Raw genomic sequence first — 24,791 nt, forward strand, 5'->3', positions numbered from 1 at the left:
CTACCGTACGGCGCGGGCCGGGCGCCGAGTATCACCGAATGGCCTGTGACGCAGGTGACAGATGTGTAGTTTTTTCACTTCAGTGGTTAAACAGGGAGCGTAAATGACGTCAGAACAGCTCGGGCCGGCCATGGACCGCTGGGAAGCGGGAGATCTCGAAGGGGCCGCCGCGCTGTTCAGGGAGGTGGCCGCGACCGGGGACGCCCAGGCGTCGCACCTGCTGGCGTGCCTGCTGGAGGAGCAGGGCGACCTGGACGGCGCCGAGGCCGCGCACCGCGCGGTGATCCAGTCGGGCGACCCGGTGTACGGGCAGCGCTCGGCGATGGCCATGGGCATGATGCTGATCAACGCCAGGGAGTGGCCCGCGGCGCACCGGGTGCTGTCGATCGCGGCCGACGGGGCCGACTTCGAGGTGGCCGCGCTCGCCGAGACGGCGATGGTGCTGGTCTGCACCGAGCTGGGCGACGAGGCGGGCGCCGGCCAGGCGCTGGACCGGGCGCGCCGCTCCGGCAGCCCCGCGGTGGCCGAGCTCGCGGCCCGGCTGCGGCTGCCGGACTTCCCGCCGGCGGGCTCCGCCAGGGAGCTGTACGAGCAGGCGCGGGACGAGGACGACTACCGGGAGCTGCTCACCGGCGGCGACCCCGAGGTGGTGTCGCTGTCGGCGTTCCGGCTCTACCGGCAGTACGCGGACGAGGGGCGGTTCGAGGAGGCCAGGGCCGTCTGCGAGCACGCCGTCGCCGCCGGTCACCCCGACCACCTGTCCATGGCGTACAAGCTGCTCGGCGCCGTCCTGGTGGACCTGGGCGAGTACGCCGAGTCGGTGGCCGCCTACGCCCGCGCCGCCGAGGACCCGCGCCCGGAGATGCGGCTGCCCGCGCTGCTGGAGCAGGCCAAGGTCATCGGCCATCTCGGCGACGAGGACCGGACCAAGGCGATCTTCCGCCGGGTGATCGCCAGCGGGCAGCGCGAGTACGCGCTGGAGGCGCAGGCCTGCCTGGCCCAGCTGCACACCGAGGCCGGCGAGGTGGCCGAGGCACTGGACGCTCTGCGGGTCGTGCTCACGGCGGGGGAGAGCGAGTGGGCCTCGGTGTCGGTGACGCTCCTGGCCATGCTGCTCGAACGGCACGCGGAGGCGTACGAGGAGATCATGGAGCTGGTGTGCGCGGCCTCCCGCCACCCCGACCCCGACGCCGCCTTCAAGGCGGCGCTGCTGCTCGACCACGACGCGCGGCGCGAGCCGCTGTCGGACCCCGTCGAGGAGCAGGCGCTGCAGGACGCCGACGAAGGGCTGGCCCAGCTGCGCGCCGGAGACCTGGCTGAGGCCAGGCGGCTGCTGCGGCGGGCCGCCGACTCCGGCGCGGGCGCCCAGGCGGTGCGGGCCATGATGGCGCTCGCCGAGCTGGAGCTGGGCGAGGGCGACCGGGAGCAGGCGGACGAGCTGCTCACCTACGTCGCCGAAGGTGAGGACGTGCCGCAGGGCTTCACCGCGGCGTTCCTCCTGTGCCTGCTGGAGCGCTCCGGCGACGAGCCGCACCCGGTGTTGCGGGCGGTCGTGGACCATCAGCGGCTGGGGCGGGAGGAAGGGCTGGCCCGCTACCGGGAGGCCATGGACGCCGCCGACCCTGGCGTGGCGGCCGTCGGGACCGCCGTGTTCGCGCAGGTGGCGGGCTCGCTCGGGCTCGACCTGTCGGAGGCGGCCGGGCTGCTGCGGCGGGCCGCCGGCTCCGGCGACCCGCTGGCGCTGTCGTACGCGGCGGTGATCGGCAGGGACGTGCTGCGGGAGCGGGACGAGGCCGCTGACCTGCTGCGCCGCGCCCGGCTCGGCGGGCATCCCGCGCTGGCGCCGTGGGTCGCGCACGCGCTCGCGGGCATGACCGACGAGCTGGCCCTGGCCCGTGAGGCGTACACCGAGGCCCTGTCGTCCACGCACGAAGGGCTGCGGCGGGAGGCGGCGGCGGGGCTGGCGCGGGTGTACGAGGAGCAGGGCGACCTGCTCGCGGCCTGCCGCCTGCACGAGCGGGTCATCGCGCACGGCGGCCGGGACGCCGTCCGCGCCGCCTGGCTCCTGGGCCTCACCCGGGTGCGGCTGGACGACCTGGAGGGGGCACGGGCCGCCTTCGAACTGGTGCCGGACGGGGCGGGTGATCGCGCGTCCGGGGGTCGGGTCGCGTCCGAGGGCCAGACTGCGTCCGAGGCTCAGACTGCGTCCGAGATTCAGATTCCGTCTGAGAGTCGCTCCGCGTCCGGGATTCAGGCGGCGTCCGAGAGTCGGTCCGCGTCCGAGAGTCGGTCCCCGTCCGGGGTTCGGTCCGCGCCGAGGGTTCATGCCGCGTCCGACAGTCGGTCCGCGTCCGACAATCGGTCCGCGTCCGACAGTCGGTCCGCGTCCGACAGTCGGTCCGCGTCCGACAGTCGGTCCGTGTCCGACGTTCCGTCCGTGTCCGAGAGTCGGGTCGCGTCCGGGATGGTTTATGAGGGGCGGGACTCGTACGGGGAACTGGGGTCGGACGCGGCTGGAGATCGGGCCGTCGGGTTCGAGGGGGCTGCTGCGTCTGGGGTGGTTTTGGACGGGCGGGACTCGTACGGGGAGTTCGGGCGGTACGGGAGGGCGCTGCTCGATCGGGAGTTCTCGGCGGCGGGGAGGGCGCTTGGCGGGATCGGCGGGGAGTTGCGGGGGCTCGCGGCGATGCTGGCGATGCAGAGCGCGCACGCGTGGCAGCGGCGTGGTGACCGGGAGGCGGCCGACAGTGCGCTGACGCTGGCGCTGGACTCCGGGCACGCCGGGGTCGTCCAGGAGGCGGCCTGCTATCTGGGGGCGCTCCGCCAGGAGTCCGGCGACCTGGCGGGGGCCGCCTCGGCATGGGAACTTGCCGCCGAAGGTGACGACGACAGGCTGGCCGCGATGGCGCTGCGCCACCTGGGCGCCGTGCGGCAGTCCGCCGGCCGCCACGACGACGCGGCCTCGGCGTACCGGCGCGCGCTCGACCTCGACCCCGCCGACCTCCGTGCGGCCACCCGCCTCGCGGACGCCCTGGTAGCCGCGGGCCGCCTGCCCGAGGCCCGCGCCCTCCTGTCGGCGCACTCCCCGCACGACGCCGCCCTCCACCTCGCGCGCTCCCTCCGCACCCACGGCCACCTCACCGAAGCCATCACCACCCTCCAGGCCGCCCGTGCCCGAGGCGCCCAGCCGGACACCCCACTGGGTGCAGCGTCCGGGGAGATGGGTTCGCCCCTGGACGCACCGGCCCTGGAGGTGCGCACTGCTGTCGGCGGTGAGAATCCCACCCCTGGCGAGCACGCCGCCGCTGGGGAGGTGGGTTCGCCTCAGGGTGGGGTGGATGCAGCGTCCGGTGAGGGGCGCACTGTTCTCGGCGGTGAGTACCCCACCCCCGGCGAGCGGAAGGCGGGCTCATCTCTAGGTGCGGCGGATGCAGCGTCCCGGGAGGTGAGCACTGCTCTCGGGGGTGAGAATCTCACCCCCGGCGAGCGCGCCGCCATCGTCGGTGAGGGGCGCACCGGTCTTGGGGGTGACCACGCCTTCGGTGAGCGCGCCGCTGTCGTTGGGGTGCTCGGGGGTGAGGGGGAGTTGTTGCTGGGGGAGTTGCTGGCTCAGGGTGGGGACTCTCGGGGGGCGTGGGAGGCGTTCGAGCGGGCTGCCGGGGGTGCGGACGAGAGGGCGGCGGCGGTGGCCAGGGCTCGGCTGGGGAGGGCGAGTGCGGAGGAGTTGCCGTGGGCGCTGGCCGCGCTGGGGGAGCGGGAGGCGGCGTTGACGGCGCTGGCCGGGGTCGCCGGGTCGGCGGAGATGGCGGAGCTGCTGCTGGCGCTGCATGAGGACGACGTCGGCGAGGTGCGGCACCTGCTGGTGGAGCGGCCGGCCGCGGAGTCGTACGACGAGGTGCTGGCGGCGGCGCGGGGGCTGGACGGTGAGGAGCCCGCGGAGGAGCTGTACCGGATGCTGGTGGAGCTCGGCGAGCCGAGGGTGTCCGCGCAGGCGAGGCTGGGGCTGGGCGGGGTGCTGGCCGGGCGGGGCGAGCACAGTCGCGCCGAGCTGTGCCTGCTGCCCGCCACCGGGGACGAGGACGCCGCCGCCCACGCCTGGGAGGGCATCGGCCGGGCCAGGCGCGCCAGAGGTGACCTGGACGGCGCCGCCGAGGCGCTGCACGCCGCCATGCCGGGCTCCGCCGTACAGCTCGCCGAGCTGCGGCGGGAACGCGGCGACGGGGAGGGGGCGCGTGCGGCGCTCGCCGCCGGGGTCGCGGCCGGTGACCTGGAGAGCCTGCGCCACCTGCTCGTGGTGCTGCTGGAGCAGCAGGCGTACGAGGAAGTCAAGGAGCAGGCGGAGCGCGCGGCCGGCACCGGCGACCAGGAGACCGTCACGATGGGCTACTGGGCGTGGGGCGAGGCCTGCCGGAGCGGCGGCGACCTGGCGGGCGCGGTGCTGATGCTGCGCGCGCTGGCCAAGCGGCGGCGCGACTTCCCCGAGGCGCTCGGCTGGTACCAGCGGGTCATCGACGCCGGCGACCCCGAGGCGGGGATGGCCGCGGCGCACCTGGGTGAGCTGGCGTACTGGCTGGGCGACCGCGACGGGACCGTGCGGTACTACGAGCTGACCCTGACGCTGACGGACCGGCCGGAGCTGGTGGCCGAGGCCGCCTGCCGGCTCGGCGAGGTCCGCATGGCCAACGGCGACCCGGACGCCGCCCGCCGCCTGCTGGAGCGGGCCGTGGCGAGCGGCGACGAGACGTTCACGCTGGAGGCCAAGACCTTGCTCGCCAAACTCCCCTAAAAACCGACATTCGCCGTACGGGAGGAAGCTTGTGGTGAATAAAATGACCGGATAAGCTTATCTGGTCAAACATTTGGGGGAACGGATGGCCAGACCAGGACGGCCGCCGCAGGACCCGGCCCGCCAGCTGGAGCGGGCGCACCTGATCCTCGACGCCGCCGCCGAGCTGATCCTGCGCTGGGGGTACGACAAGACGACCATCGAGGACGTGGCCCGCGCGGCAGGCGTCGCCAAGGGCACGATCTACCTGCACTGGAAGACCCGCGACGCGCTCTTCGTCGCGCTGCTCCGCCGTGACCGGGTGCTCATGGTGCGGCAGGTGCGCGCGGCGGCGCCCGGGACCCTGCCCGAGCTGATCGGCGCGCTGACCACGGCGCTGCTGCGCAGGCCGTTGACGCGGGCGGCCGTGGTCGGCGATTCCCAGATGCTCGGCAAGCTGACCCGGCAGAAGCTGGAGAGCGGCGGCGCCACCGAGGGCGCCGCCGCCTTCGACCGTTACCTGGACGAGCTGGCCGCGCTCGGCGCCGTCCGCTCCGACCTCGGCGCCGACGAAGGGCTCGCCCTGGTCACGGCGCTGCTGTACGGGTTCCTGGTCCCGCAGGGGATGCGGCCGGAGGAGTGGCGGCTGCCGGACGAGCGCGTCGCCGAGCTGGTCGCCGACGCCGTCGGCCGGACGCTCGGCACCGGCGCGCCTCCGGATCCGGGCGTCGCCCGCGCCACCCGCGCCTGCCTCGACGCCATCGAGGAGATCGCCTGCCGCAAGCTCGCCGGCTCCCTCGGCGTCGCGGCCCTCCCCGACCCGAAGGAGACGTGATGAAGAAGACCGCCCGGCGCGGGCTTCCTGAACCCAAGGAGGCGTGATGAAGGCTGTTATCCCGCTCGACGCCGCGGGTGATCTCGCCACGGCCGGGGGCAAGGGCGCCTCGCTGGCGCGGCTGGCCGGGGCGGGGCTGCCGGTGCCCGGCGGGTTCGTCGTCACCACCGAGGCCTACCGCGCGTTCACCGCCGGCTTCCGGGACGAGATCCTCGAAGCGGCCGAGGCCGGCGACGCCGAGCGCATCGCCGGACTGTTCGCCGCCCGGGACGTGCCGGGCGACCTGGCCGCCGAGATCCTGGCCGCCTACGAGGCGGTCGGGGCCCCGGTGGCGGTGCGCTCGTCGGCCACCGCCGAGGACCTGCCGGACATGTCGTTCGCCGGCCAGCAGGACACGTACCTGAACGTCCGGGCCGACACGCTCCTCGACGCGGTCAGGCGCTGCTGGGCCTCGCTCTGGAACGCCCGCGCCATCGCCTACCGCGACCACAACCGGGTCCCGCACGCCGAGGTGGCGCTCGCCGTGGTGGTGCAGGAGCTGGTGGACGCCGACGCGGCCGGCGTGATGTTCACCGCCGACCCCGTCACCGGGGCCCGGGACGAGACCGTGATCGACGCCGCCTGGGGTCTCGGCGAGGCGGTCGTCGGCGGCCAGGTCACCCCCGACACGGTGGTGGTCTCGCAGGGGCGGGTCACGCGCTCCCGTACCGGTGACAAGGCTGTCATGACCGTGCGCACCGAGGACGGCACCCGCGAGCGGCCCGTCCCCGCGGAGCTGCGCCGCGCGCCCGTGCTGGACGAGCGGCAGGCGGTCGAGCTCGCCGCGCTCGGCGCGCGCGTCGAGGAGTTGTACGGGACGCCGATGGACGTGGAGTGGGCCAGGCGCGACGGCGCGTTCGCCATCCTCCAGGCGCGCCCGATCACCGCGCTCGGGCAGCGCTACGAGGAGTGGAACGACGCGGCCGAGGGCGGCCACTTATGGAGCGGGGGCAACCTGGGGGAGGCCATCCCCGACGTGATGACGCCCGCCACCTGGTCGTTCGTGCGGCTCTTCATCCGCGAGGCCATGTACGCGTCCACGCTGCCCGGGTTCCGCCTGGTGGGCAACATCGGCGGCCGGTTCTACATGAACCTGAGCATCGCCTACTCCGTGGCCCACGCCTTCGGGCTCCAGTCCCGGCTCAGCGCGCTGGAGGAGGTGTTCGGCAAGGTCCCGGCCGGGCTGGACGTGCCGTTGCTCGACGTGTCCCGCTGGGAGCTGTTCAGGCGGGTCCTGCCGGTGGCCGTCGAGGTGCGCAGGCGGGTGCGCCGCAACCTCAAGGGCATGCGGGCGTTCCTGGCCGAGGCGCCGGAGCGCGCCGGCGAGCTGCGCGCCCGGATCGCCGCCGTCGATTCCGGGCCCGAGCTGGCGGAGCTGGGGGAGCGCGAGATCCTGCCGTACCTCGTCACCGCCTGCCGGATGCTGGAGGCCGCCGGGCGGCAGGGCGGCGCGGCGCTGGTGCTCACCCGCGTGCGGCTGCGCAAGCTGGCGGGCGAGGTGGACGCCGAGGCCATGCTCACCGGCGTGAACGCCGACGGCGAGCTGGCCAGCCTCGGCCTGCTCACCGGGCTCGGCAAGGTCGCCAGAGGCGAGATCACCCGCGAGGAGTTCGCCCGCCGCCACGGGCATCGGGGCCCGCACGAGTTCGAGATCTCGATGCCGCGGCCGGGCGAGGACCCGGCCTGGCTCGACGCCCAGCTCGCCGGGCTGCGCGACCTGCCCGAGGACACCGGGACGCTGCTGGAGCGCCAGCGCGAGGCGGCCGGCGCTGCGTGGGCCAGGTTCGCCCGGAGTCACCCGCGCAAGGTCGCCGGGATGCGGGAGAAGGTGCGGCGCTGGAACGCGGTGGTGCGCGACCGGGAGACCGCCCGCTCGGAGGTCGTCCGCGCGTTCTGGGTGGTGCGCGCGTACGTGCTGCGCGCCGGGGAGCTGACCGGGCACGGCGACGAGCTGTTCTTCCTGGACCGGGAGGAGATCGCCGCGGTGCTGCGCGGCGACACCGGCCCGCTGGCCGAGGTGCCCGTGCGGCGCGCCACCTACGAGCGCTACGCCGCGCTGCCCGCCTACCCGGCGCTGATCGTCGGCCCGTTCGACCCGGTGGGCTGGGCAGCCGACCCCGACCGGCGCGCCGACCTGTTCGACGCGCGCGGCGGCGTCCCGCCCCAGGACACGGTCACCGGCTTCCCCGGCGCCCCCGGGGTGGTCGAGGGCGTGGCCCGGCTGATCGGCGGGCCGGAGGACGGCGACCGGCTCAGGCCGGGCGAGATCCTGGTGACGACGCTGACCAACGTGGGCTGGACGCCGCTGTTCCCGCGGGCGGCGGCGGTGGTAACGGACATGGGGGCGCCGCTGTCGCACGCCTCGATCGTGGCCAGGGAGCTGGGCATCCCCGCCGTGGTGGGCACGGGCAACGCCACGATGCGGCTGCGCGACGGCGACCGCGTCCGCGTGGACGGCGAGCGCGGCACCGTCGAGGTCCTGACCTGACGGGCCGCCGCTTCGCGGGAGCGCTCCCGCGAAGCGGCGGCCGATGCCCTTCTCGGGAAAGGCTTACGACGCCGGGGAGGCCGCCTCGGCGGGGAGCGCGTTGGCCGCCACCACGTCGTGGTACCAGCGGGCGCTGTCCTTCCAGGTGCGCTCCATGGTGTCGCGGTCCACGCGGACGATGCCGAAGCGCTTGGCGTACCCGTGGGCCCACTCGAAGTTGTCCATCAGCGACCACAGGAAGTAGCCGCGCACGTCCGCGCCGCCCTCGATCGCCTCGGCCACCGCCGTCAGGTGGCGGCGCAGGTAGTCGATCCGGTCGTCGTCGTGCACGCGGCCGTCGGCGGAGACCTCGTCGGGGAAGGCCGCGCCGTTCTCGGTGATCATGACGGGCAGCGACGGGTAGTCGCGGCGCAGCCGCAGCAGCAGCTCCGTCAGGCCGGTCTCGTCGATGTTCCAGCCCATCTCGGTGTACGGTCCGGGCTGCTGGACGAACTCGACGTCCGCGCAGTTGATCCACGGTGAAGCCGTGCCGTCCGCGTGCCCGTCGGCCGTGTCGCGGGCACTGGTCCCGTCCCACTGCCGCACCAGGATCGGGTTGTAGTAGTTGACGCCCAGCACCTCGATCGGCGCGGCGGCCGTCACCTCGTCGCCGTCCTTGACGAACGACCAGTCGGTGACCGAGGCGGTGTCGTCGATCAGGTCGCGCGGGTAGGCGCCGTCCAGCATCGGGCCGAGGAAGGCCCGGTTGGCCAGCGCGTCCACCCGGCGCACCGCCTCCGCGTCCTGCTCGGAGACGCCGCGCGCGTGGTGCAGGTTGAGCGTGACCGACACCTGGGCGGCCGGGTCGACCACCTCGCGCAGCGCGCGGGCGGCCAGCCCGTGGCCCAGGTTCAGGTGGTGCACGGCGGCCAGCGCCGCGGCCGGATCGGTGCGGCCGGGGGCGTGCACGCCGGAGCCGTAGCCGAGGTAGGCCGAGCACCACGGCTCGTTGAGCGTGATCCAGGTGCGCACGCCGTCGCCGAGCGCCTCGCCCGCCTGCCGCGCGTACTCGGCGAACCGGTACGCGGTGTCGCGGTTCGGCCAGCCGCCCGCGTCCTCCAGCTCCTGCGGCAGGTCCCAGTGGTACAGGGTGGCCACCGGGGCGATGTTCCTGGTCAGCAGTCCGTCGACCAGCCGCCGGTAGAAGTCCAGCCCGGCCTGGTTGACCCGGTCGCCGCCGCCGGGCAGCACGCGCGGCCAGGAGATGGAGAAGCGGTAGGCGCCGACGCCCAGCGCCGCGAGGAGGTCCAGGTCCTCCTCCAGCCGGTGGTAGTGGTCGCACGCCAGGTCACCGGTGTCGCCGCCGGTCACCAGGCCGGGCGTATGGGAAAAGGTGTCCCAGATCGACGGCCCGCGGCCGTCCTCGTTCCAGGCGCCCTCGACCTGGTAGGCGGCCGTGGCCGTGCCCCACAGGAAGTCGTCGGGGAAGGTTGTCATCGGGGAGTCACTCCTCAGTGTTCGATTCAGTGTTCGATGCTTCGTGCTCCGGGCTCTGCAGGGCGACGGCCTCCCGGGGGGCCAGGGTGACCGCGCCGTCCACGACGGCTCCGGTCAGCAGGTCCCGCGCGGGGCCGGGGATCGGCACGCGGGCGGTTCCGTCGCCGTGGTTGAGGAGGAAGAGCGCGGGGCCGCGCCGGACCGCCTCGACGCCGGGCGGCGGCGGGCCGGGCAGCGCGCCGGTGACGCCCGCGTCGGCGAGCAGGCGCCCGGCCAGCGTGGCGAGCGCGTCGTGCTCGGGCCGCGTGGCCACGTACCACGCGGTGCCCTCGCCGCAGGCGTGCCGCAGCACCGCCGGATCCCCGCTCCCGGCGAAGACGGCGACCGCTTCGGCGCCCTCGGCCCGTACCAGCTCGGTCCAGAGGCGCGCGGTGAACGCGCCGCCGTCCGTCCACGCGCAGGGCACCGCCCGGTCCTCCGGCACGGGCAGCCACTCCTCGCCGGACAGGCCCAGCACCTCACGCAGCGGCGCGGGGAACCGTCCCCGGTGGACGCGCGCGTCCCGGTCGGCGACCCCGGAGAAGGGGCCGACCGCGAGCGTGCCGCCGCCGCGCACGTACGAGGTCAGCGACGCCGCGTCGTCCTCGCCGAGCAGGAACAGGCTGGGGGCCACCACCAGCGCGTAGCCGGACAGGTCGGCCGAGGGCGGGGCGAGGTCCACGCTCACCCCGCGCTCCCAGAACGGCCGGTAGTAGCGGAACAGCTCCTCCACCGGGTCGAGCCGGTCGCTGGGCAGGCCGCGCTCGGTCGCCGCCCACCAGCTCGGCCAGTCGAACACCAGCGCCACCCGCGCGGGCACCCGCGTGCCCGCCACCCCGGCGAGCGCGCGCAGCTCCGCGCCGTGAGCGCGCACCTCGCGATGCTGCCGCGTGTCCGGCCCGGCGTGCGGGACCATCGCTGAATGGAAGCGCTCGGAGCCGGAGCGGGAGGCCCGCCACTGGAAGTAGCAGAGCCCGTCCGCGCCGCGCGCCACGGCCTGGAAGGACTCCAGCCGCAGCTGTCCGGGTGGTTTGGGCAGGTTGTGCGGCCGCCAGTTCACGGCGGAGACCGCCTGCTCCATGAGCATCCACGGCCCGCCGGCGAGCGAGCGCATCAGGTCGTGCGTGAGCGCGGCCCGCACGTGGGACAGCGGGTCGGCCGGGTCCGGGTACCAGTCGTCGGAGACGACGTCCTCCTCGGGCGCCCACGACCAGTAGTCGACGAGGTTGAAGAACCCCATGAAGTTCGTGGTGACCGGGATGTCCGGGGTGTGGGCGCGCAGCACGTCGCGCTCGGCCCTGAAATGCGCGAGCAGCGCGTCGGAGCAGAACCGCCGGAAGTCGAGCCGCTGCGCCGGGTTGACCAGGTAAGGAGCGCGCCGAGGCGGCAGCACTTCCTCCCAGGCGCTGTAACGCTGGCTCCAGAAGGCCGTGCCCCACGCGTCGTTGAGCGCGCCGAGGTCGCCGTGCCGCTCCCGTAACCAGGTACGGAACGCCTGGGCGGTGGTGTCGCAGTGGCACACCTGCCCGTACTCGTTGCCCACGTGCCACAGGGCCAGCGCCGAATGCCCGGCGTAGCGGCCGGCCAGGTCCTCCACCAGGGCCAGCGCCCGTTCCCGGTAGACCGGCGAGGACGGGCAGAACTGGTTGCGCGAGCCGTACCAGAGCCGGTGCCCCGACTCGTCCACCGGCAGCGTCTCCGGCCACCGGTGCCCCAGCCAGGGCGGCGGCGAGGCGGTGGGCGTGGCCAGGTCCACCGCGACGCCAGCCCCGGCGAGCAGGTCGAGCACCCGGTCCAGCCAGCCGAAGTCCCTGACGCCCGGCTCCGGCTCGATCCGCGCCCAGCTGAACACGCCGACCGTGACCAGGTTGACCCCGGCCTCCCGCATCAGCCGGACGTCCTCGGCCCAGACCTCCTCCGGCCACTGCTCGGGGTTGTAGTCGCCGCCGAACAGCAGCCCGTGCCGCCGGGTCAGGTCGCGCAGGCCGGGACTCACCGCGCGGCCCCGCTCCCGCGCGGCGGCGCCGAACTGTCGCCGATCACCAGCCGGCACGGCACCAGGCGCTGCGCCGGCGGCGAGCCGGGGGACTCCAGCCGGTCGATGAGCATGCGGGCGCCCAGCCTGCCCAGCTCGGCCCCGGGCGGCTCCAGCGTGGTCAGCCGGGGCCGGAACATCTCCGCCACCCGGGCCGAGGCGCTGGCCAGCACGAGCGACAGGTCACCGGGGACGCGCCAGCCGCGCTCCTCGACCGCCTGGAGCACGCCGACCGCCGCCTGGTCGCTCATCGCCGCCACCGCCGTCACCTCGGGATGCTCGGCCATCAGCCGCTCGAAGGCGAGCCGGCCCTCGCCGGCCGTGTCGGCGCGCACGTCGCCCGCGTACCACAGGCCGGCCTCGCGCGCCGCGGCCGCGAACTCCTCGCCGGCCCGGACGGCGGGCCCGTACTCGGGGGAGTAGGCGCCGGTGGAGTGGTTCAGCAAGGCGATGGCCCGGTGGCCCAGCCCGGCCAGGTGCGCGACGGCGTCCCTGGCGGTGCGGGCGAAGTCGATGTCGGCGTAGTCGAGTGAGCCGGGCTCCCGGGTACGGCCGATCATGGCGAACGGCGTACCCGACTCCAGCAGGAAGTCCGTCCGCTCGTCGGCCAGCCGCACCTCCATCAGCAGTACCCCGTCGACCAGGCCCATCCCGGTCAGATAGCGCAGCTCCTCGACCGGGTCGGCGCTCTCGGGCGACAGCAGCAGGTGGTAGCCCAGCTCGGCGGCGGCCTCGGCGGCTCCGGTCGCGAACTGCATCTCGGTCAGCCCGAACCCGCTGCCGGGCGGGGGGAACAGCAGCGCCAGGATGCGGGTCCGCTTGGACACCAGGCCGCGGGCCAGCAGGTTGGGCCGGTAGCCCAGCTCCGCCGCGGCCCGCTCGATGCGGCGCTTGGTCTCCGCCTTCACCGGACGGGTCCCGTTGAGCGCGGCGGAGACCGTGCTGACGGCCACCTGGGCGCGCTCGGCCACGTCGCGCAACGAGGTCATGCCCCTCCGGTTCCTGCCAGGACGCGGATCGAAACGTTTCGCAAAACGTATGGGGCGGTTTGTCGGGATGTCAACGGCCGGGAGCTCAGGGCTCTATGAGACCCGCTCTTATCGCGTACCGGGTCAGCTCCAGCCGGTCGCGCATGCCCAGTTTGGCCAGCACGTTGGCGCGGTGCCGGTCGACCGTCTTGATGCTGATCACCAGCATGTCCGCTATCGCTTTGGACGAGTGGCCCTCGGCTATGAGCTTGACGATCTCCTCCTCGCGCGGCGTGAGCAGGCTCCCCGGCAGCTCCTCGCCCCGGGTGTCGCGCTGCAGGAAGTCGCGGATGAGCGCGGTCACCGCGCCCGGGTAGAGAAAGGGCTCGCCGCGCATCGCCGCGCGGCACGCCTCCAGCAGGTCGCGGTCGGCCACCGACTTGAGCACGTAGCCGGACGCCCCGGCCTTCAGCGACTCGAACAGGTACTGCTCGTTGTCGTACATGGACAGCATCAGCAGGCGCACCTCGGGGGCGCGCCGGGAGATCTCGCGCGCCGCCTGGATGCCGGTCATGCGCGGCATGGCGATGTCGAGGATGGCCAGGTCGACTCCCTCGCCGGCCAGCTCGACGGCCTCCGCGCCGTTGCCGGCCTCGGCGACCACGACGAGGTCGGGCTCGGCGTCCAGGATCATCCGCAGCCCACGCCGCACGAGGGCGTGGTCGTCGGCGAGCAGGATGCGGGTCCGTTCCAACCTGATCAGTTCCTTTCCGGCCGGACCGGTATGGCCAGCCGCACGGTCGTTCCGCCCCCCGGTGGGCTGGTGATGGTCAAGCGGGCGCCGATCAGCAGCGCGCGCTCACGCATGCCGCGTACGCCCGTGCCCTCGGTCATCGGGCCGCCCCGGCCGTTGTCGGCGATCGTCAGCACCACGCCGTCGGGCCGGCGGCAGAGCGAGAGCTCGACCTCGGTCGCCCTGGCGTGCCTGGCCACGTTGGTCAGCCCCTCCTGCGCGATGCGGTAGACCACCAGCTCGGCCTCCTCGCCCAGCTCCGGCAGCTGCGACTCCAGGCGGCGGGTGACGTGGGCGTCGGACATCTCGCCGAAGTCGGCGGCCAGCGCGTTCAGCGAGGCGATCAGGCCCAGGTCCTCCAGCATCCCGGGGCGCAGCCGCCTGGCGACCTGGCGCACCTCGTCCAGGCTGCCCCGGACCGTCTCCTGGATGTTGTGCAGCTCCTCGCGCAGCTCCTCCGGCGCGAGGTCGACGGCGCGCTTGAGGCCGAGCAGCACCACCGTCAGGCTCTGGCCGATCTCGTCGTGCAGCTCGCGGGCGATGCGCTGCCGCTCGCCCTCCTGGGCGGCCAGCGCGTGCGCGGCGGCGGTGCTGCGCTCGGCCTCCAGCCGGTCCAGCATCGCGTTGAAGGTCGCCACCACGTCGGTCAGGTCGCCGTTGCCGCTCTCGGCGAGCCGGTCGCGGGAGCGCAGCAGGTCGACCCGCTGCATGAGCGCGGTGAGCGCCACCAGCGGGGCCAGGCTGCGGCGCAGCAGCACCGCGTTGGCGCTCAGCATCAGCGCCAGGCCGATCGTCAGCACCGGGATCTCGGTGAGCAGCACCGGCGCGGACACCGTGGCGGGTGACACCGCCAGGACCAGCGTGCCGACCGTGAACACCAGGCCGTTGATCACGATGAGCCGCCGGAACAGCGCCTGCGCAGGTGAGCGGGCGGATGCCGGACGTCGCTCTTTCATATCCTCAGAGTCGCCGCCGGACGGCGTGCGTGTCCATCCGTAGCAGCACCCATCTCCTTGTGCGTGCCTACATGGTTTCCCCCACCGGAGATGGGTGTCAGACCCGATGGCGTGGTTACCGGTCCGTTACCGAAACTGGAAACCATGAGACATCCCGCCATATCTGCACCGTATCTGTTGCCCGTTTGCCGTCCGGCTCGCACCGGCCCGCCGGGGCACGCCCGATGAGCGGTGTCATCGCCCTGACCGTCTTCGTGGTGGCGTACTACTTCATCGCCACCGAGAAGGTGAACAAGGTCAAGGTGGTGCTCGTGGCCGCCGGCGTCATGGCGGTGCTCGGGCTGATCCCCGGCGCGGAAGTCTTCTACTCCGAGCATGAGGGCATCGACTGGAACGTCATCTTCCTGCTGCTCGGCATGATGATCATCGTGGGGATCATCAAACAGACGGGACTTTTCGACTTCCTGGCCATCTGGGCCGCGAAGAAGTCGCAGGGGAAGCCCTACCGGCTGATGGTGATGCTCATGGCCATCACCGCGATCGCCTCCCCCTTCCTTGACAACGTCACCACGATCATGCTGGTCGTGCCGGTGACGTTGATGGTGTGTGAACGTCTTGACATCCCAGCCCAGCCCTACATCATCGCCGAGGTGCTCGCCTCCAACATCGGCGGCGCGGCCACCCTCATCGGCGACCCGCCGAACATCATCATCGGCAGCCGCGCGGGCCTGACCTTCAACGACTTCCTCGTGCACATGTCGCCCATCGTCGTGGTGGTCTTCGTGGCTTTCCTGCTGCTGACGCGGGTGATGTTCAGGAAGTCGTTCCAGTACAACCCCGACCGGGTCGCCGAAGTGATGAAGCTGCAGGAGAAGCGGGCCATCACGGACCCGAAGCTCCTGGTCCGGTGCATGATCGTACTCGCCCTGGTGATCGTCGGCTTCGGGCTGCACGCCATCGTGCACGTCGAGCCGTCCATCGTGGCGCTGGTCGGCGCGGGCGTGATGATGCTGGTGGCGCGGGCCGAGACGTCCGAGGTCATGGCCGAGGTCGAGTGGCCGACGCTGGTCTTCTTCATCGGACTGTTCGTCATGGTCGCCGGGCTCGTGCACACCGGGGTCATCGAGACCATCGGCGTCTGGGCGGTCGAGGCCGTCGGCGACAACTTCTTCGGCGCGGCGACCGCGCTGGTCTGGGGTTCGGCGATCCTCGGCGCGTTCTTCGACAACATCCCCTATGTGGCCACCATGGCACCTATCGTGGAAGGGCTGGTCGCGCAGGCTCCCGATCCTGACACCGGGCAGGCGTTGTGGTGGGCGTTCGCGCTGGGCGCGGACTTCGGCGGCAACGGCACCGCGGTGGCGGCCAGCGCGAACGTGGTCGCCATCGGCCTGGCTGCCCGCTCCGGTCACAAGATCACGTTCTGGCAGTTCACCAAGTACGGCATCCTCGTCACGGCGATCAGCACAGCGATGGCCTGGCTCTACGTCTGGCTGCGCTATTTCGTCTGAGTGAGGAGGGGCGACGATGACGTTGCCGCAGCTGTACGTGGTGTTGCTGGTGGGCGGCCTGGTGCTGCTCGCCAGCATCGCCGCGGCGCGCACCGCAGCCCGCCTCGGTCTGCCCAGCCTCCTGCTGTTCCTCGGGCTGGGCGTCCTGGTCGGCGAGGACGTGCTGGGCATCCCCTTCGACGACGCCCAGCTCGCCCAGACCCTGGGAACGACGGCGCTGGCCGTCATTCTGGTCGAGGGCGGGCTGAGCACCCGGTGGGCCGACGTCCGACGGCTGCTCGCCCCCTCGGCCCTGCTGGCCACCGCCGGCGTGGTCATCAGCGTGCTCGTGACCGCCACGGGCGCGCACTACCTGCTGGGCATGGACTGGCAGCTCGCGCTGCTGCTCGGCGCCATCGTGTCGTCCACCGACGCGGCGGCGGTCTTCGCCGTGCTGCGGTCGCTGCCGCTGCCGCGCAAGCTGGCCAGCATGGTCGAGGCCGAGTCCGGCTTCAACGACGCGCCCACCGTGATCCTGGTGCTGGTCTTCAGCGCCTCCGGTGGACTCCCCGGCCCGTTCGCCATCGGCGGGCAGATGGTCTACCAGATCGCCACGGGCGCGCTCATCGGTCTGGGCGTGGCCCTGGTCGGCGTGGTGACGCTGCGCTACGTGGCGCTGCCCGCCACCGGGCTGTACCCGCTGGCCTCCTTCGGTTTCGGCATCTGCGCCTTCGCCGCGGCGGGCGCGGCCAACGCCTCCGGCATCATCGCCGCCTACCTGTCGGGGATCGTGCTCGGCAACGCCGTGCTGCCGCACCGGGCCGCCACCCGGTCCTTCGCCGAGGGCGCGGGCTGGCTCGCGCAGATCGGGCTGTTCGTCATGCTCGGCCTGCTGGTCGATCCGAGCGAGCTGCTCGACGCGCTGCTGCCGGCGCTCGTCATCGGCGCCTTCCTGCTGCTGGTGGCCCGGCCGGTCTCGGTGATCCTGTGCCTGGTCCCGTTCCGGGTGCCCTGGCGCGAGCAGGCGTTCATCTCCTGGGCGGGGCTGCGCGGGGCGGTGCCGATCGTGCTGACGACGTTCCCGATCGTGGCCCAGGTCCCCGGCGCGCTCGACCTGCTGCACATCGTCTTCGTGCTGGTCGTGGTGTTCACCTTGATCCAGGGGCCCGCCCTGCTCGGGATCACCCGCCTGCTCGGCCTGATCAGGCCGGAGGAGGCCCGGGAGGTGGACATCGAGTCGGCGCCGCTCGACGTGCTCGACGCCGAGCTGCTCACGGTCTCCGTCCCCGAAGGATCGATGCTGCACGGGGTGGAGGTGTCGGAACTGCGTCTGCCCCGTCCGGCGGCCATCAGCCTGGTCATCCGCGACAGCTCCGCACTCGTGCCCCTTCCAGAATCCCGGCTGTACGAGGGCGACCAGCTGCTGATCGTCGCCACCTCCGGCACCCGTGAGGAGGTCGAGCGGCGCCTGCGAGCCGTCGGCCGCCGCGGCCGGCTGGCCCGCTGGCACGGCGAGGGCGGCGATCCGGACCCCAGACCCGACCGACCCCACAAGAACAACGGAGGCAGAGGGAGATGGAGATCACACCGGCGACGGTCCCCGGAACCGGCCACATTTACCAGATCAGAACCAGAAGAGGTGACCGGCTCGCCTTCATCGATTACCACGACGGCCGACGCGCGCTGACCTTCTACGGCGAGAACGACTCCGACGACGTCGGCCGCACGGCCGAGCTGGAGCCCGACGAAGCCGACCGGCTCGCCGAGCTGCTGCACAGCCGGTCGCTCGACGACCGGCTGGCCGCGATCGAGCGCCGCCTGGCGGAGCTGACCGCCGGCCGCTGACGGCGGCCGGTCCGGCCGGGAGGGCCCGGGTCAGGCGGGCCCTCCCGGCCGCGCATCCGCTGCGCGGCCGGTCACGCGGACCGGCGCGTGGCAGGTTTCAGCGGATGCGTCCCGCGCCCGCACCGGCGGGAACCAGGGCGCGCAGCGCCCGCGGCGGGTGGACGCGGGTGTACAGGGCCGGCGTCCAGCCGGCGTCACCGCCGAGGCTCGCGCCGGCGGCGGCGTTGTGGGCGGCGACCAGATCGACCGGCCGGCCGTCGACCAGGTTGTCCTTGGCGGTGATGGCGGTGCCCTTGAACACGGTCAGCACCTTCTCGGCGGCGATGCCGTCGAACGCGTTGGCGTTCGCGTACACCTGCGACTGGAAGCCGACGCCGATGCTGTACACGTACGGGCCGCCGCCCGTGAAGTAGTTGTTGTAGACGTGCACCTGGCCGAAGCGCACCCGCGGGGTCCGCTGGCCGAGCCCTTCGAAGTAGTTGTGGTGCACGGTCACCTTCAGCTTGTCCGCCTCCTGGTAGGAAGCGGGGTTGTCGGTGTTGCCGATCAGCGTCACCTTGTCGTGGTCGCTCAGGTGGTTCCACGACAGGGTCACGTAGTTCGAGCCGCGCACCACGTCGAGCAGCCCGTCGTGCACCTGGTACGGCCGGCCGAAGTGCAGCGGCTGGTTCGCGTCCGGGTTGTCGCCGTCGTTCAGCGTGTTGTGGTCCAGCCACACGTGGGTCGAGCCGGAGATCTCGACGTTGTCGAAGGAGGCATTCCAGTTGCCCTCCTCGCCGTCCGTCGGGTCCCACTGCGGGAAGCAGTCGGCCGTGTCGCTGATCGTGAGGTTGCGCACGATCACGTTGTCGGCGTTCCTGATCCGCAGGCCGAAGCTCTTCAGCGCGGCGTCGCGCCCCAGGCCGGCCAGGGTGACGTTGGAGCCGACCGCGATGCTCACGTGCTCGCTCATGGCGTTGTACGAGGCGCGGCGCGCGTCCTCCAACGGCCCTGACGGCGGGCTGGAGCGGCCCCACACGGCCGGGTCGAAGGCCGCCAGGTACGCCTCCAGGCTGTAGCCGCCGACGGCGTAGTCCGCGCAGGTCAGCGGGTTGCCCGCGGCGTCGGTGTCGGCGTCTATCGCGCCCTTCACGTACACGATCCGCGGCCGGTTGTCGGCCGGCTCGCCGAGCGCGGCGATCAGTTCGGCCCTGGTGGAGACGACGTGCACGTCCTCCGGGCGGGCGGCGGAACCGCCCGTGGTGCCGGTGCCGGCCGCCGCCCAGCCGTCCTTCTCGCCGAGCGTCTCGCGGCCCAGCCGGTACGGGTCGGGCCGGTCGTGGTGGTGGCGGACGGGGTTCCAGCCGTCGCGGCCCTTCAGGTAGTGGTGAGGAGTGAGGCGGGCGGCGTCCCGGGCGGAGAGCTGCGGCCGGTCCTCGCCGGCGGTGGCGCCGGGGCCGTGGTTGCGGTACTCGGACAGGCGCGCGTCCCGCCAGCTCAGGCCCGACATGTCAGTCCACGGGGCGTCCTTGAACTGCTGGCCCAGCCACGACTCGCGGACCAGCACCTGCCCCCGCGCCGTCGGCGACCCGCCCGCCGGCCACGGCCGGCCAAGGTGGTACGTCCCGGCGGGGGCGTCGCTGACCAGGTGGCTGCGGTGGATCAGGAACCCGTACGGATTGGCCACCTCGGTGCTCGCGGCGGTGACGTAGCCGTTGTTCGCGGCGTCGCCCCGATCCAGGGCCTTGATGACGCACCGGTCGAAGACGGCGGTGGCCCGGCCGAAGATGAAGTCCACGTCGCCTTCCACGTAGCAGTCGTGGAAGTACTGCCGGGCGGTCGCGCCCGCGCTCTCGGTGTTGGCGTAGAGCGTGTCCTGGTTGCCGATGAACCGGACGTTGTCGTACACCTGCCGGTCGCCGGTGGTGCGGACGGCGACGGCCTGGCTGGGGCCGTTCGCGGCCTCGTCGTAGGAGTTCTCGAACGTGAGGTCGCGGGCGGTGAAGTCGGGCGCGCTGATCACGTACGAGGCGCTGCCCGAGGTGCCGTACGGCCCGGAGCCGTCGGGCCGCTGGATCTTGGCGGCGGCGTCGAAGGTCAGCACCACCTTGGCGGGGTCGTCGGTGTCTCCGGCGAGGGTGATGTGCGGCTTGTCGGCGGGGATGACGACCTGCTGCTTGTAGGTGCCCTCGCGGACGAGGACGGTCACCGGCCTGGCGTTGCCGGAGGGCACGGCGTCCACGGCGTCCTGCACGGTGGTGTGGTCGCCGGAGCCGTCGGCGGCGACCACGATGACGCTCCTGGGCGGGGGAGCGGCGGCGGCGGGGACGGCCGCCGCGATGATCATGACGGCGATCACCGGGGGGAGTGACAGAAGTCGCATGCGCAACCTCTCGTGAGGGTGGCAATCGGTTGCACGAAACGTTGACGTAGCTGTCCTGAAACGTCAATGGTTCCTAGTAAAACTGCACTGTTGCTGCGGCAAGCGGTTGCAGCCAAGGCGCAACAAAAGCCCCCGCGCGGACGCGGGGGCCGGTGACGCTAGGGCCGCGGGTAACCGAGGGCGGCGGACAGCTCCTGGGCCGACTCCGCCACCACCTTGCCCATCTCCTCCAGGCGCGACTCCGGGGGGACGCGGGTCAGCGACATGCTGATGGCCGCGACGATGAGGCGGCGGTGGTCGCGCACCGGGGCCGTGATGCCCCCGGGAAGGTCGTCCAGCTCGACCGCGCTCACCACGTACCCGAACTCCCGGACGTGCGCCAGGTCGGCGAGCCACTGCTCCTCGTCGGCGATCGCCGAGTCCAGGCCGCCCGGCAGGGAGGCGCGCAGCAGCTCGCGCACGTGGTCCTGGTGCCAGTCGGCGAGCAGCGCCCGCCCCGCGCCCGCCATGAGAACCGGCACCGCGACGCCTTCCCAGACCCGGTGGTACGCCCGTGACGAGGGGGCCGACAGCAGGGTGAGCACCTGCTCGCCGCGGAGCACGCACAGGTGGGTGTCCTCGTCGAAGGTGGACGCCAGCCGCCGCAGGCACGGCGCGGCCACCTGCGCCAGCCGGGCCTGCTGGGTGCGGGCCGCGAGCGCGAACAGCCGCCAGCCGAGCCGGTAGCGCCGGGTCAGCGGGTCGCGTTCGACCATGCCCTCGGCCTCCAGCGCGCGCAGCGCCCGTGACACCTGGCTCTTCTCCCGCCCCAGGCGTTGCGCGATCCAGCTCACGCCGAAGCCCTCGGCGTCACGTTCAGCGCCGTGACCAGCGAGAACGTCAAGGATCTCCAGGTCTCGGCGGAGACCCGCCGACGACACTGCCGGCCTCTCGGTCATGCTCATCCGTTCATAACAATGGTGTTGCGCTAAGTGCAACAGATTTTGCAATCACCGCAACACGGCCATACGTTTACATGCCAGTGCAAGAGTAAGCGAAGGCGGTTCTTTCATGACTTTCGGCGAGTACGTGGTCTCTCGATGGGGGACTCTCTCGCTGGCCGCTGCCGAACACGCCCTGGTCGTCGCCATCGCGATCGGCATCGCGACCGTGGTGGGCGTCGGCATCGGACTCCTCGGTTTCCAGGCGCCCAAGGTGCGCGGAGCCTCGCTGGCGCTGTCCGCGGGCATCCTCACCATCCCCTCGCTGGCACTGCTCACTCTGCTCATCCCGATCACCGGACTCGGCTGGGGGCCCACGCTCGTCGCGCTCACCGGGTACGCCTTCCTGCCGATCATCAGGAACACGGTGACCGGGCTGAACGGCGTCGACGCCGCCACCGTCGAGGCAGGCCGCGGGATGGGCCTGAGCGCCGCGAGGGTGCTGCTGAAGGTGCGGCTCCCGCTGGCCTGGCCGCTGATCCTGACCGGCGTCCGGGTCTCGGCCCAGATGCTCATCGGCATCGCGGCCATCGCCGCCTACGTCGACGGCCCCGGCCTCGGCACCCAGATCTTCGAAGGACTGGCCAGGCTCGGCTCGGTGAACTCGCTGAACGCGACGCTCGCCGGAACGCTCGGCATCGTGGTCATCGCGGTGCTCTTCGACGCGTTCTTCTTCGCCGTCCGCCAGCTGACCACCCCAAGGGGGCTTCGTGTTCGACCGTGATCCAGCAGGCGTCCGCATCGAGTTGCGGGGGCTGACCAAGCACTACCCGGGGCAGCCGGCTCCAGCGGTCGACAACGTCAACCTCGACATCCCGGCCGGTGAGCTGGTCGTCTTCGTCGGGCCGTCCGGCTGTGGCAAGACCACCACGATGAAGATGATCAACCGGCTGGTGGAGCCCACCGCCGGGGAGATCCGCATCGGCGGTGAGGACGTGCTCAACCTGCACCCCGACGAGCTGCGCCGGCACATCGGGTACGCCATCCAGCAGGTGGGGCTGTTCCCCCACCTGACCGTGGGCGAGAACGTGGCCCTGGTGCCCAAGCTGCTCGGCTGGCCCGCGGCCAAGGTCGCGGACCGGGTCGAGGAGCTGCTCTCGCTGGTCAACCTGGAGCCCGGCGCGTACCACGACCGCTACCCGCGCCAGCTGTCCGGAGGGCAGCAGCAGCGGGTCGGCGTGGCCCGCGCGCTGGCCGCCGACCCGCCGGTGATGCTGATGGACGAGCCCTTCGGCGCCACCGACCCGATCACCCGCGAGCACCTGCAGAGCGAGTTCGCCAAGCTGCAGAAGAAGCTGCGCAAGACGATCATCTTCGTCACGCACGACTTCGAGGAGGCGATCACGCTCGGCGACCGCATCGCGGTGCTGCGCGAGCGCTCGCACATCGCCCAGTACGACACGCCCGCCAACATCCTGGCCGCGCCCGCCGACGACTACGTGGCCGGCTTCATCGGCCAGGACGCCACGCTGAAGCGGCTGGCGCTGCTGACGGTGGACGACGTGCCGGCCGTCGGGCCCGTACCGTCGAGCAACGGGCTGCCGCGGGTGGACGCGGGCACCAGCCTGCGCGAGGCGCTGGACACCATGGTCGCCCACGGCAGCGACAGGTGCGCCACCCCGTCCGGGGTGCTCACCTACACCGCGCTGTGCGAGGCCGTGGGCACGGACGGCGCGAAGACCGGCCGCGAGGAGGTGGCGGCCGGTGACCGCTGACACGATCGCCATCGGCCGGGCCGGCGCGCCCGTCCGCGCTTCCGGTCTGCGCCACGTGCTCACCCCGGCCGCGATCGCCGTCGTCCTGGTCGCCCTCTACGCCTGGGTGAGCACGCTGGAGCTGGACTCCATCGAGCGCCGCAGCCTCAACCGCGAGGTGATCGTCGCCAAGGTGATCGAGCACCTCCAGATGACCGTGGCGGCCACCGCCCTCGTGGTGATCATCGCGGTCCCGCTGGGCATCGTCGCCTCGCGCTCAAGGAACCGGTTCATCACCCCGGTCATCCTCACCGCGGGCAACCTCGGGCAGGCCGTGCCGTGCATCGGGCTGCTCGTGCTGGCCACGTTCGTGCTGGGCGTGGGCTTCCAGACGGCGCTGGTCGGCCTGGTCATCTACGCCGTGCTGCCGGTGCTGCGCAACACCATGGTCGGGCTGCAGCAGATCGACCCCGCGCTCGTCGAGTCCGCCCGCGGCATGGGCATGACCAAGGGCCAGGTGCTGCGCCGGGTCGAGCTCAAGCTCGCGGTGCCCGCCATCCTCGCCGGTCTGCGCACCGCCCTGGTGCTGACCGTCGGAGTCGCCACACTCGGCGCCTTCGTGGCCGCGGGCGGGCTGGGCGAACTGATCATCAACGGGCTCAAGCTCAACCGGATGCCCGTCACCATCGTCGGCGGCGTGCTGACCGCGTGCATCGCCTTCTTCATCGACTGGCTGGGCAGCCTCGCCGAGAAGCTGCTCAAGCCCCGTGGCATGTGATCCCGCCGACTTCCCATCCCTCGAATCCCGATTTTTCGTAAGACCCCACCGCGAGAGGTGTTTTCACGTGTTTTCCCGCCCCGTCCGCCGCAAGTTCGCCGTGCTCGCAGCAGCGGCCCTGACCCTGACAGCGGCCGCCGGATGCGGTGGCGGCGGAAGCGCCGTCGAGGCGTCCAGCGCAGGCACCGAGTTGGAGGGCGCCTCGTTCGTCGTCGGCTCCAAGGACTTCACCGAGAACATCGTGCTCGGCAAGATCGCCGTGCAGCTGCTCAAGGCGCACGGCGCCGAGGTCGAGGACAAGACCAACCTGGGCGGCACGGTAACCAACCGCAAGGCGCTGCAGGCCGGTGAGATCGACCTGTACTGGGAGTACTCCGGCACCGGCTGGATCGAGCACCTGAAGAAGACCGAGCCGATCCAGGACTCCGCCGAGCAGTTCAAGGCCACCGCGGAGGCCGACCTGGAGCAGAACCAGATCCGCTGGATCGGCCCGACGCCGCTCAACAACACCTACGCCCTGGCCATCCGCTCGGAGAAGGCGCAGGAGCTGGGCGTCAAGACGGTCTCCGACGTGGCCGAGCTGGCGAAGACCAAGCCGGAGGAGGTCACGATGTGCATCGAGACCGAGTTCTCCACCCGCGACGACGGCCTGCCCGGCCTGACCAAGAAGTACGACTTCGAGATGCCCAAGGACCGGATCGCGCTGCTGGACACCGGCGTCGTCTACACCGAGACGGACAAGGGCGAGACCTGCAACTTCGGCGAGGTGTTCACCACCGACGGCCGCATCGCCGCGCTCGACCTGACCGTGCTGGAGGACGACAAGAACTTCTTCCCGATCTACAACGCCGCGGTCACCGTCAAGGACGACCTGTACAAGAAGCACCCGGCCCTGGAGCAGGTGCTGAACCCGGTCATCGCCAAGCTGGACGACGCCACCATGCAGGCGCTCAACGCCCAGGTCGACGTGGACGGCAAGGAGCCCGGCACGGTCACCGCCGAATGGCTGGAGCAGAACGGCTTCCTCGGCAGCAGCAGCTGACCGGCCGACCGCACCGGACGTGAGCCGGGGCGGTCGTACGGGTGATCGTCTCACCGTGAAGGGCCCGGGCGCGCGCGTCCGGGCCTTCGGCGTTCCCTCCCGGCTCCGAAAGTTTCGGAGGCGCGGCGCATCCCTTACCCTCGTGAGTCGGCGTCGCGGAAGAGCCGGCCCGCATGGGCGTCGGCTCCGGCCGCGCCGCCGTGAGT

Annotated in this window: 17 protein-coding genes; 10 read left to right on the forward strand and 7 right to left on the reverse strand. The window is 72.5% G+C overall.

Annotated features, from left to right (window positions below; translation table 11 throughout):
* The first annotated feature begins 103 nt into the window (after window positions 1-103).
* The 3 genes from AB0K05_RS11135 to AB0K05_RS11145 all read left to right on the forward strand — a co-directional run bounded on the left by AB0K05_RS11135 (window position 104) and on the right by AB0K05_RS11145 (window position 8,127).
* Window positions 104-4,786, forward strand: a complete 4,683-nt coding sequence (locus AB0K05_RS11135) for a tetratricopeptide repeat protein (protein ID WP_364228496.1) — start codon at window positions 104-106, stop codon at window positions 4,784-4,786.
* 85 nt (window positions 4,787-4,871) lie between these two features.
* Complete coding sequence (locus AB0K05_RS11140) at window positions 4,872-5,600, forward strand: helix-turn-helix domain-containing protein (RefSeq protein ID WP_364228498.1); 729 nt, start codon at window positions 4,872-4,874, stop codon at window positions 5,598-5,600.
* 46 nt (window positions 5,601-5,646) lie between these two features.
* On the forward strand, window positions 5,647-8,127 hold the full coding sequence (locus AB0K05_RS11145; protein WP_364228500.1) for a PEP/pyruvate-binding domain-containing protein: 2,481 nt from the start codon (window positions 5,647-5,649) through the stop codon (window positions 8,125-8,127).
* 63 nt (window positions 8,128-8,190) lie between these two features.
* Here the strand turns inward: AB0K05_RS11145 and AB0K05_RS11150 are convergent, their stop codons facing one another.
* The 5 genes from AB0K05_RS11150 to AB0K05_RS11170 form a co-directional block, all read right to left on the reverse strand.
* Complete coding sequence (locus tag AB0K05_RS11150; RefSeq protein ID WP_364228502.1) at window positions 8,191-9,603, reverse strand: GH1 family beta-glucosidase; 1,413 nt, start codon at window positions 9,601-9,603, stop codon at window positions 8,191-8,193.
* A gap of 7 nt (window positions 9,604-9,610) precedes the next feature.
* The gene (locus AB0K05_RS11155; RefSeq protein WP_364228504.1) at window positions 9,611-11,695 is read right to left on the reverse strand and encodes a beta-galactosidase; all 2,085 of its coding nucleotides are present in this window, start codon (window positions 11,693-11,695) and stop codon (window positions 9,611-9,613) included.
* On the reverse strand, window positions 11,635-12,666 hold the full coding sequence (locus AB0K05_RS11160; RefSeq protein WP_364228506.1) for a LacI family DNA-binding transcriptional regulator: 1,032 nt from the start codon (window positions 12,664-12,666) through the stop codon (window positions 11,635-11,637). Before AB0K05_RS11160 ends, AB0K05_RS11155 begins: the two co-directional genes overlap by 61 nt.
* 85 nt (window positions 12,667-12,751) lie before the next feature.
* Window positions 12,752-13,405: a response regulator transcription factor gene (locus tag AB0K05_RS11165; RefSeq protein ID WP_148033319.1), complete on the reverse strand. Its 654-nt coding sequence runs from the start codon at window positions 13,403-13,405 to the stop codon at window positions 12,752-12,754.
* On the reverse strand, window positions 13,405-14,394 hold the full coding sequence (locus tag AB0K05_RS11170; RefSeq protein ID WP_364228508.1) for a sensor histidine kinase: 990 nt from the start codon (window positions 14,392-14,394) through the stop codon (window positions 13,405-13,407). Before AB0K05_RS11170 ends, AB0K05_RS11165 begins: the two co-directional genes overlap by 1 nt.
* 224 nt (window positions 14,395-14,618) lie before the next feature.
* Here AB0K05_RS11170 and AB0K05_RS11175 point away from each other — a divergent pair, with 224 nt between their 5' ends.
* From AB0K05_RS11175 to AB0K05_RS11185, 3 genes are read left to right on the forward strand one after another with little or no spacing between them, the layout of a single operon-like run.
* Complete coding sequence (locus AB0K05_RS11175) at window positions 14,619-15,905, forward strand: ArsB/NhaD family transporter (protein WP_148033317.1); 1,287 nt, start codon at window positions 14,619-14,621, stop codon at window positions 15,903-15,905.
* A 16-nt stretch (window positions 15,906-15,921) separates the two neighbouring features.
* Window positions 15,922-17,571: a potassium/proton antiporter gene (locus tag AB0K05_RS11180; RefSeq protein ID WP_364228510.1), complete on the forward strand. Its 1,650-nt coding sequence runs from the start codon at window positions 15,922-15,924 to the stop codon at window positions 17,569-17,571.
* Window positions 17,460-17,729, forward strand: coding sequence for a hypothetical protein (locus tag AB0K05_RS11185; protein WP_364228512.1), 270 nt, complete (start codon window positions 17,460-17,462; stop codon window positions 17,727-17,729). Before AB0K05_RS11180 ends, AB0K05_RS11185 begins: the two co-directional genes overlap by 112 nt.
* A 97-nt stretch (window positions 17,730-17,826) precedes the next feature.
* Here AB0K05_RS11185 and AB0K05_RS11190 read toward each other — a convergent pair whose 3' ends face one another.
* Window positions 17,827-20,091 (reverse strand): pectinesterase family protein, encoded by a 2,265-nt coding sequence (locus AB0K05_RS11190; RefSeq protein ID WP_364228514.1) that lies wholly within the window; start codon window positions 20,089-20,091, stop codon window positions 17,827-17,829.
* Window positions 20,092-20,249: 158 nt separating this feature from the next.
* The gene (locus AB0K05_RS11195; RefSeq protein ID WP_364228516.1) at window positions 20,250-21,035 is read right to left on the reverse strand and encodes an IclR family transcriptional regulator; all 786 of its coding nucleotides are present in this window, start codon (window positions 21,033-21,035) and stop codon (window positions 20,250-20,252) included.
* A gap of 106 nt (window positions 21,036-21,141) precedes the next feature.
* Between AB0K05_RS11195 and AB0K05_RS11200 the strand changes: the two genes are divergently transcribed.
* The 4 genes from AB0K05_RS11200 to AB0K05_RS11215 all read left to right on the forward strand — a co-directional run bounded on the left by AB0K05_RS11200 (window position 21,142) and on the right by AB0K05_RS11215 (window position 24,585).
* Window positions 21,142-21,795 (forward strand): ABC transporter permease, encoded by a 654-nt coding sequence (locus AB0K05_RS11200; RefSeq protein WP_271276939.1) that lies wholly within the window; start codon window positions 21,142-21,144, stop codon window positions 21,793-21,795.
* A complete protein-coding gene (locus AB0K05_RS11205; RefSeq protein WP_364228519.1) occupies window positions 21,782-22,786 on the forward strand; it encodes an ATP-binding cassette domain-containing protein in 1,005 nt (334 codons plus the stop codon). The genes AB0K05_RS11200 and AB0K05_RS11205 overlap by 14 nt, the downstream gene beginning before the upstream one ends.
* Window positions 22,776-23,543 (forward strand): ABC transporter permease, encoded by a 768-nt coding sequence (locus tag AB0K05_RS11210; protein ID WP_222709055.1) that lies wholly within the window; start codon window positions 22,776-22,778, stop codon window positions 23,541-23,543. The genes AB0K05_RS11205 and AB0K05_RS11210 overlap by 11 nt, the downstream gene beginning before the upstream one ends.
* Before the next feature lie 67 nt (window positions 23,544-23,610).
* Window positions 23,611-24,585 carry a glycine betaine ABC transporter substrate-binding protein gene (locus AB0K05_RS11215; protein ID WP_219548519.1) on the forward strand — a complete coding sequence of 325 codons (975 nt, stop codon included), beginning with the start codon at window positions 23,611-23,613 and terminating at the stop codon, window positions 24,583-24,585.
* Window positions 24,586-24,791 lie beyond the last annotated feature (206 nt).

Origin of the sequence: Nonomuraea sp. NPDC049486 (assembly GCF_040676925.1) — a bacterium.
In the GTDB taxonomy this organism is placed as follows: Bacteria; Actinomycetota; Actinomycetes; order Streptosporangiales; family Streptosporangiaceae; genus Nonomuraea; species Nonomuraea ferruginea.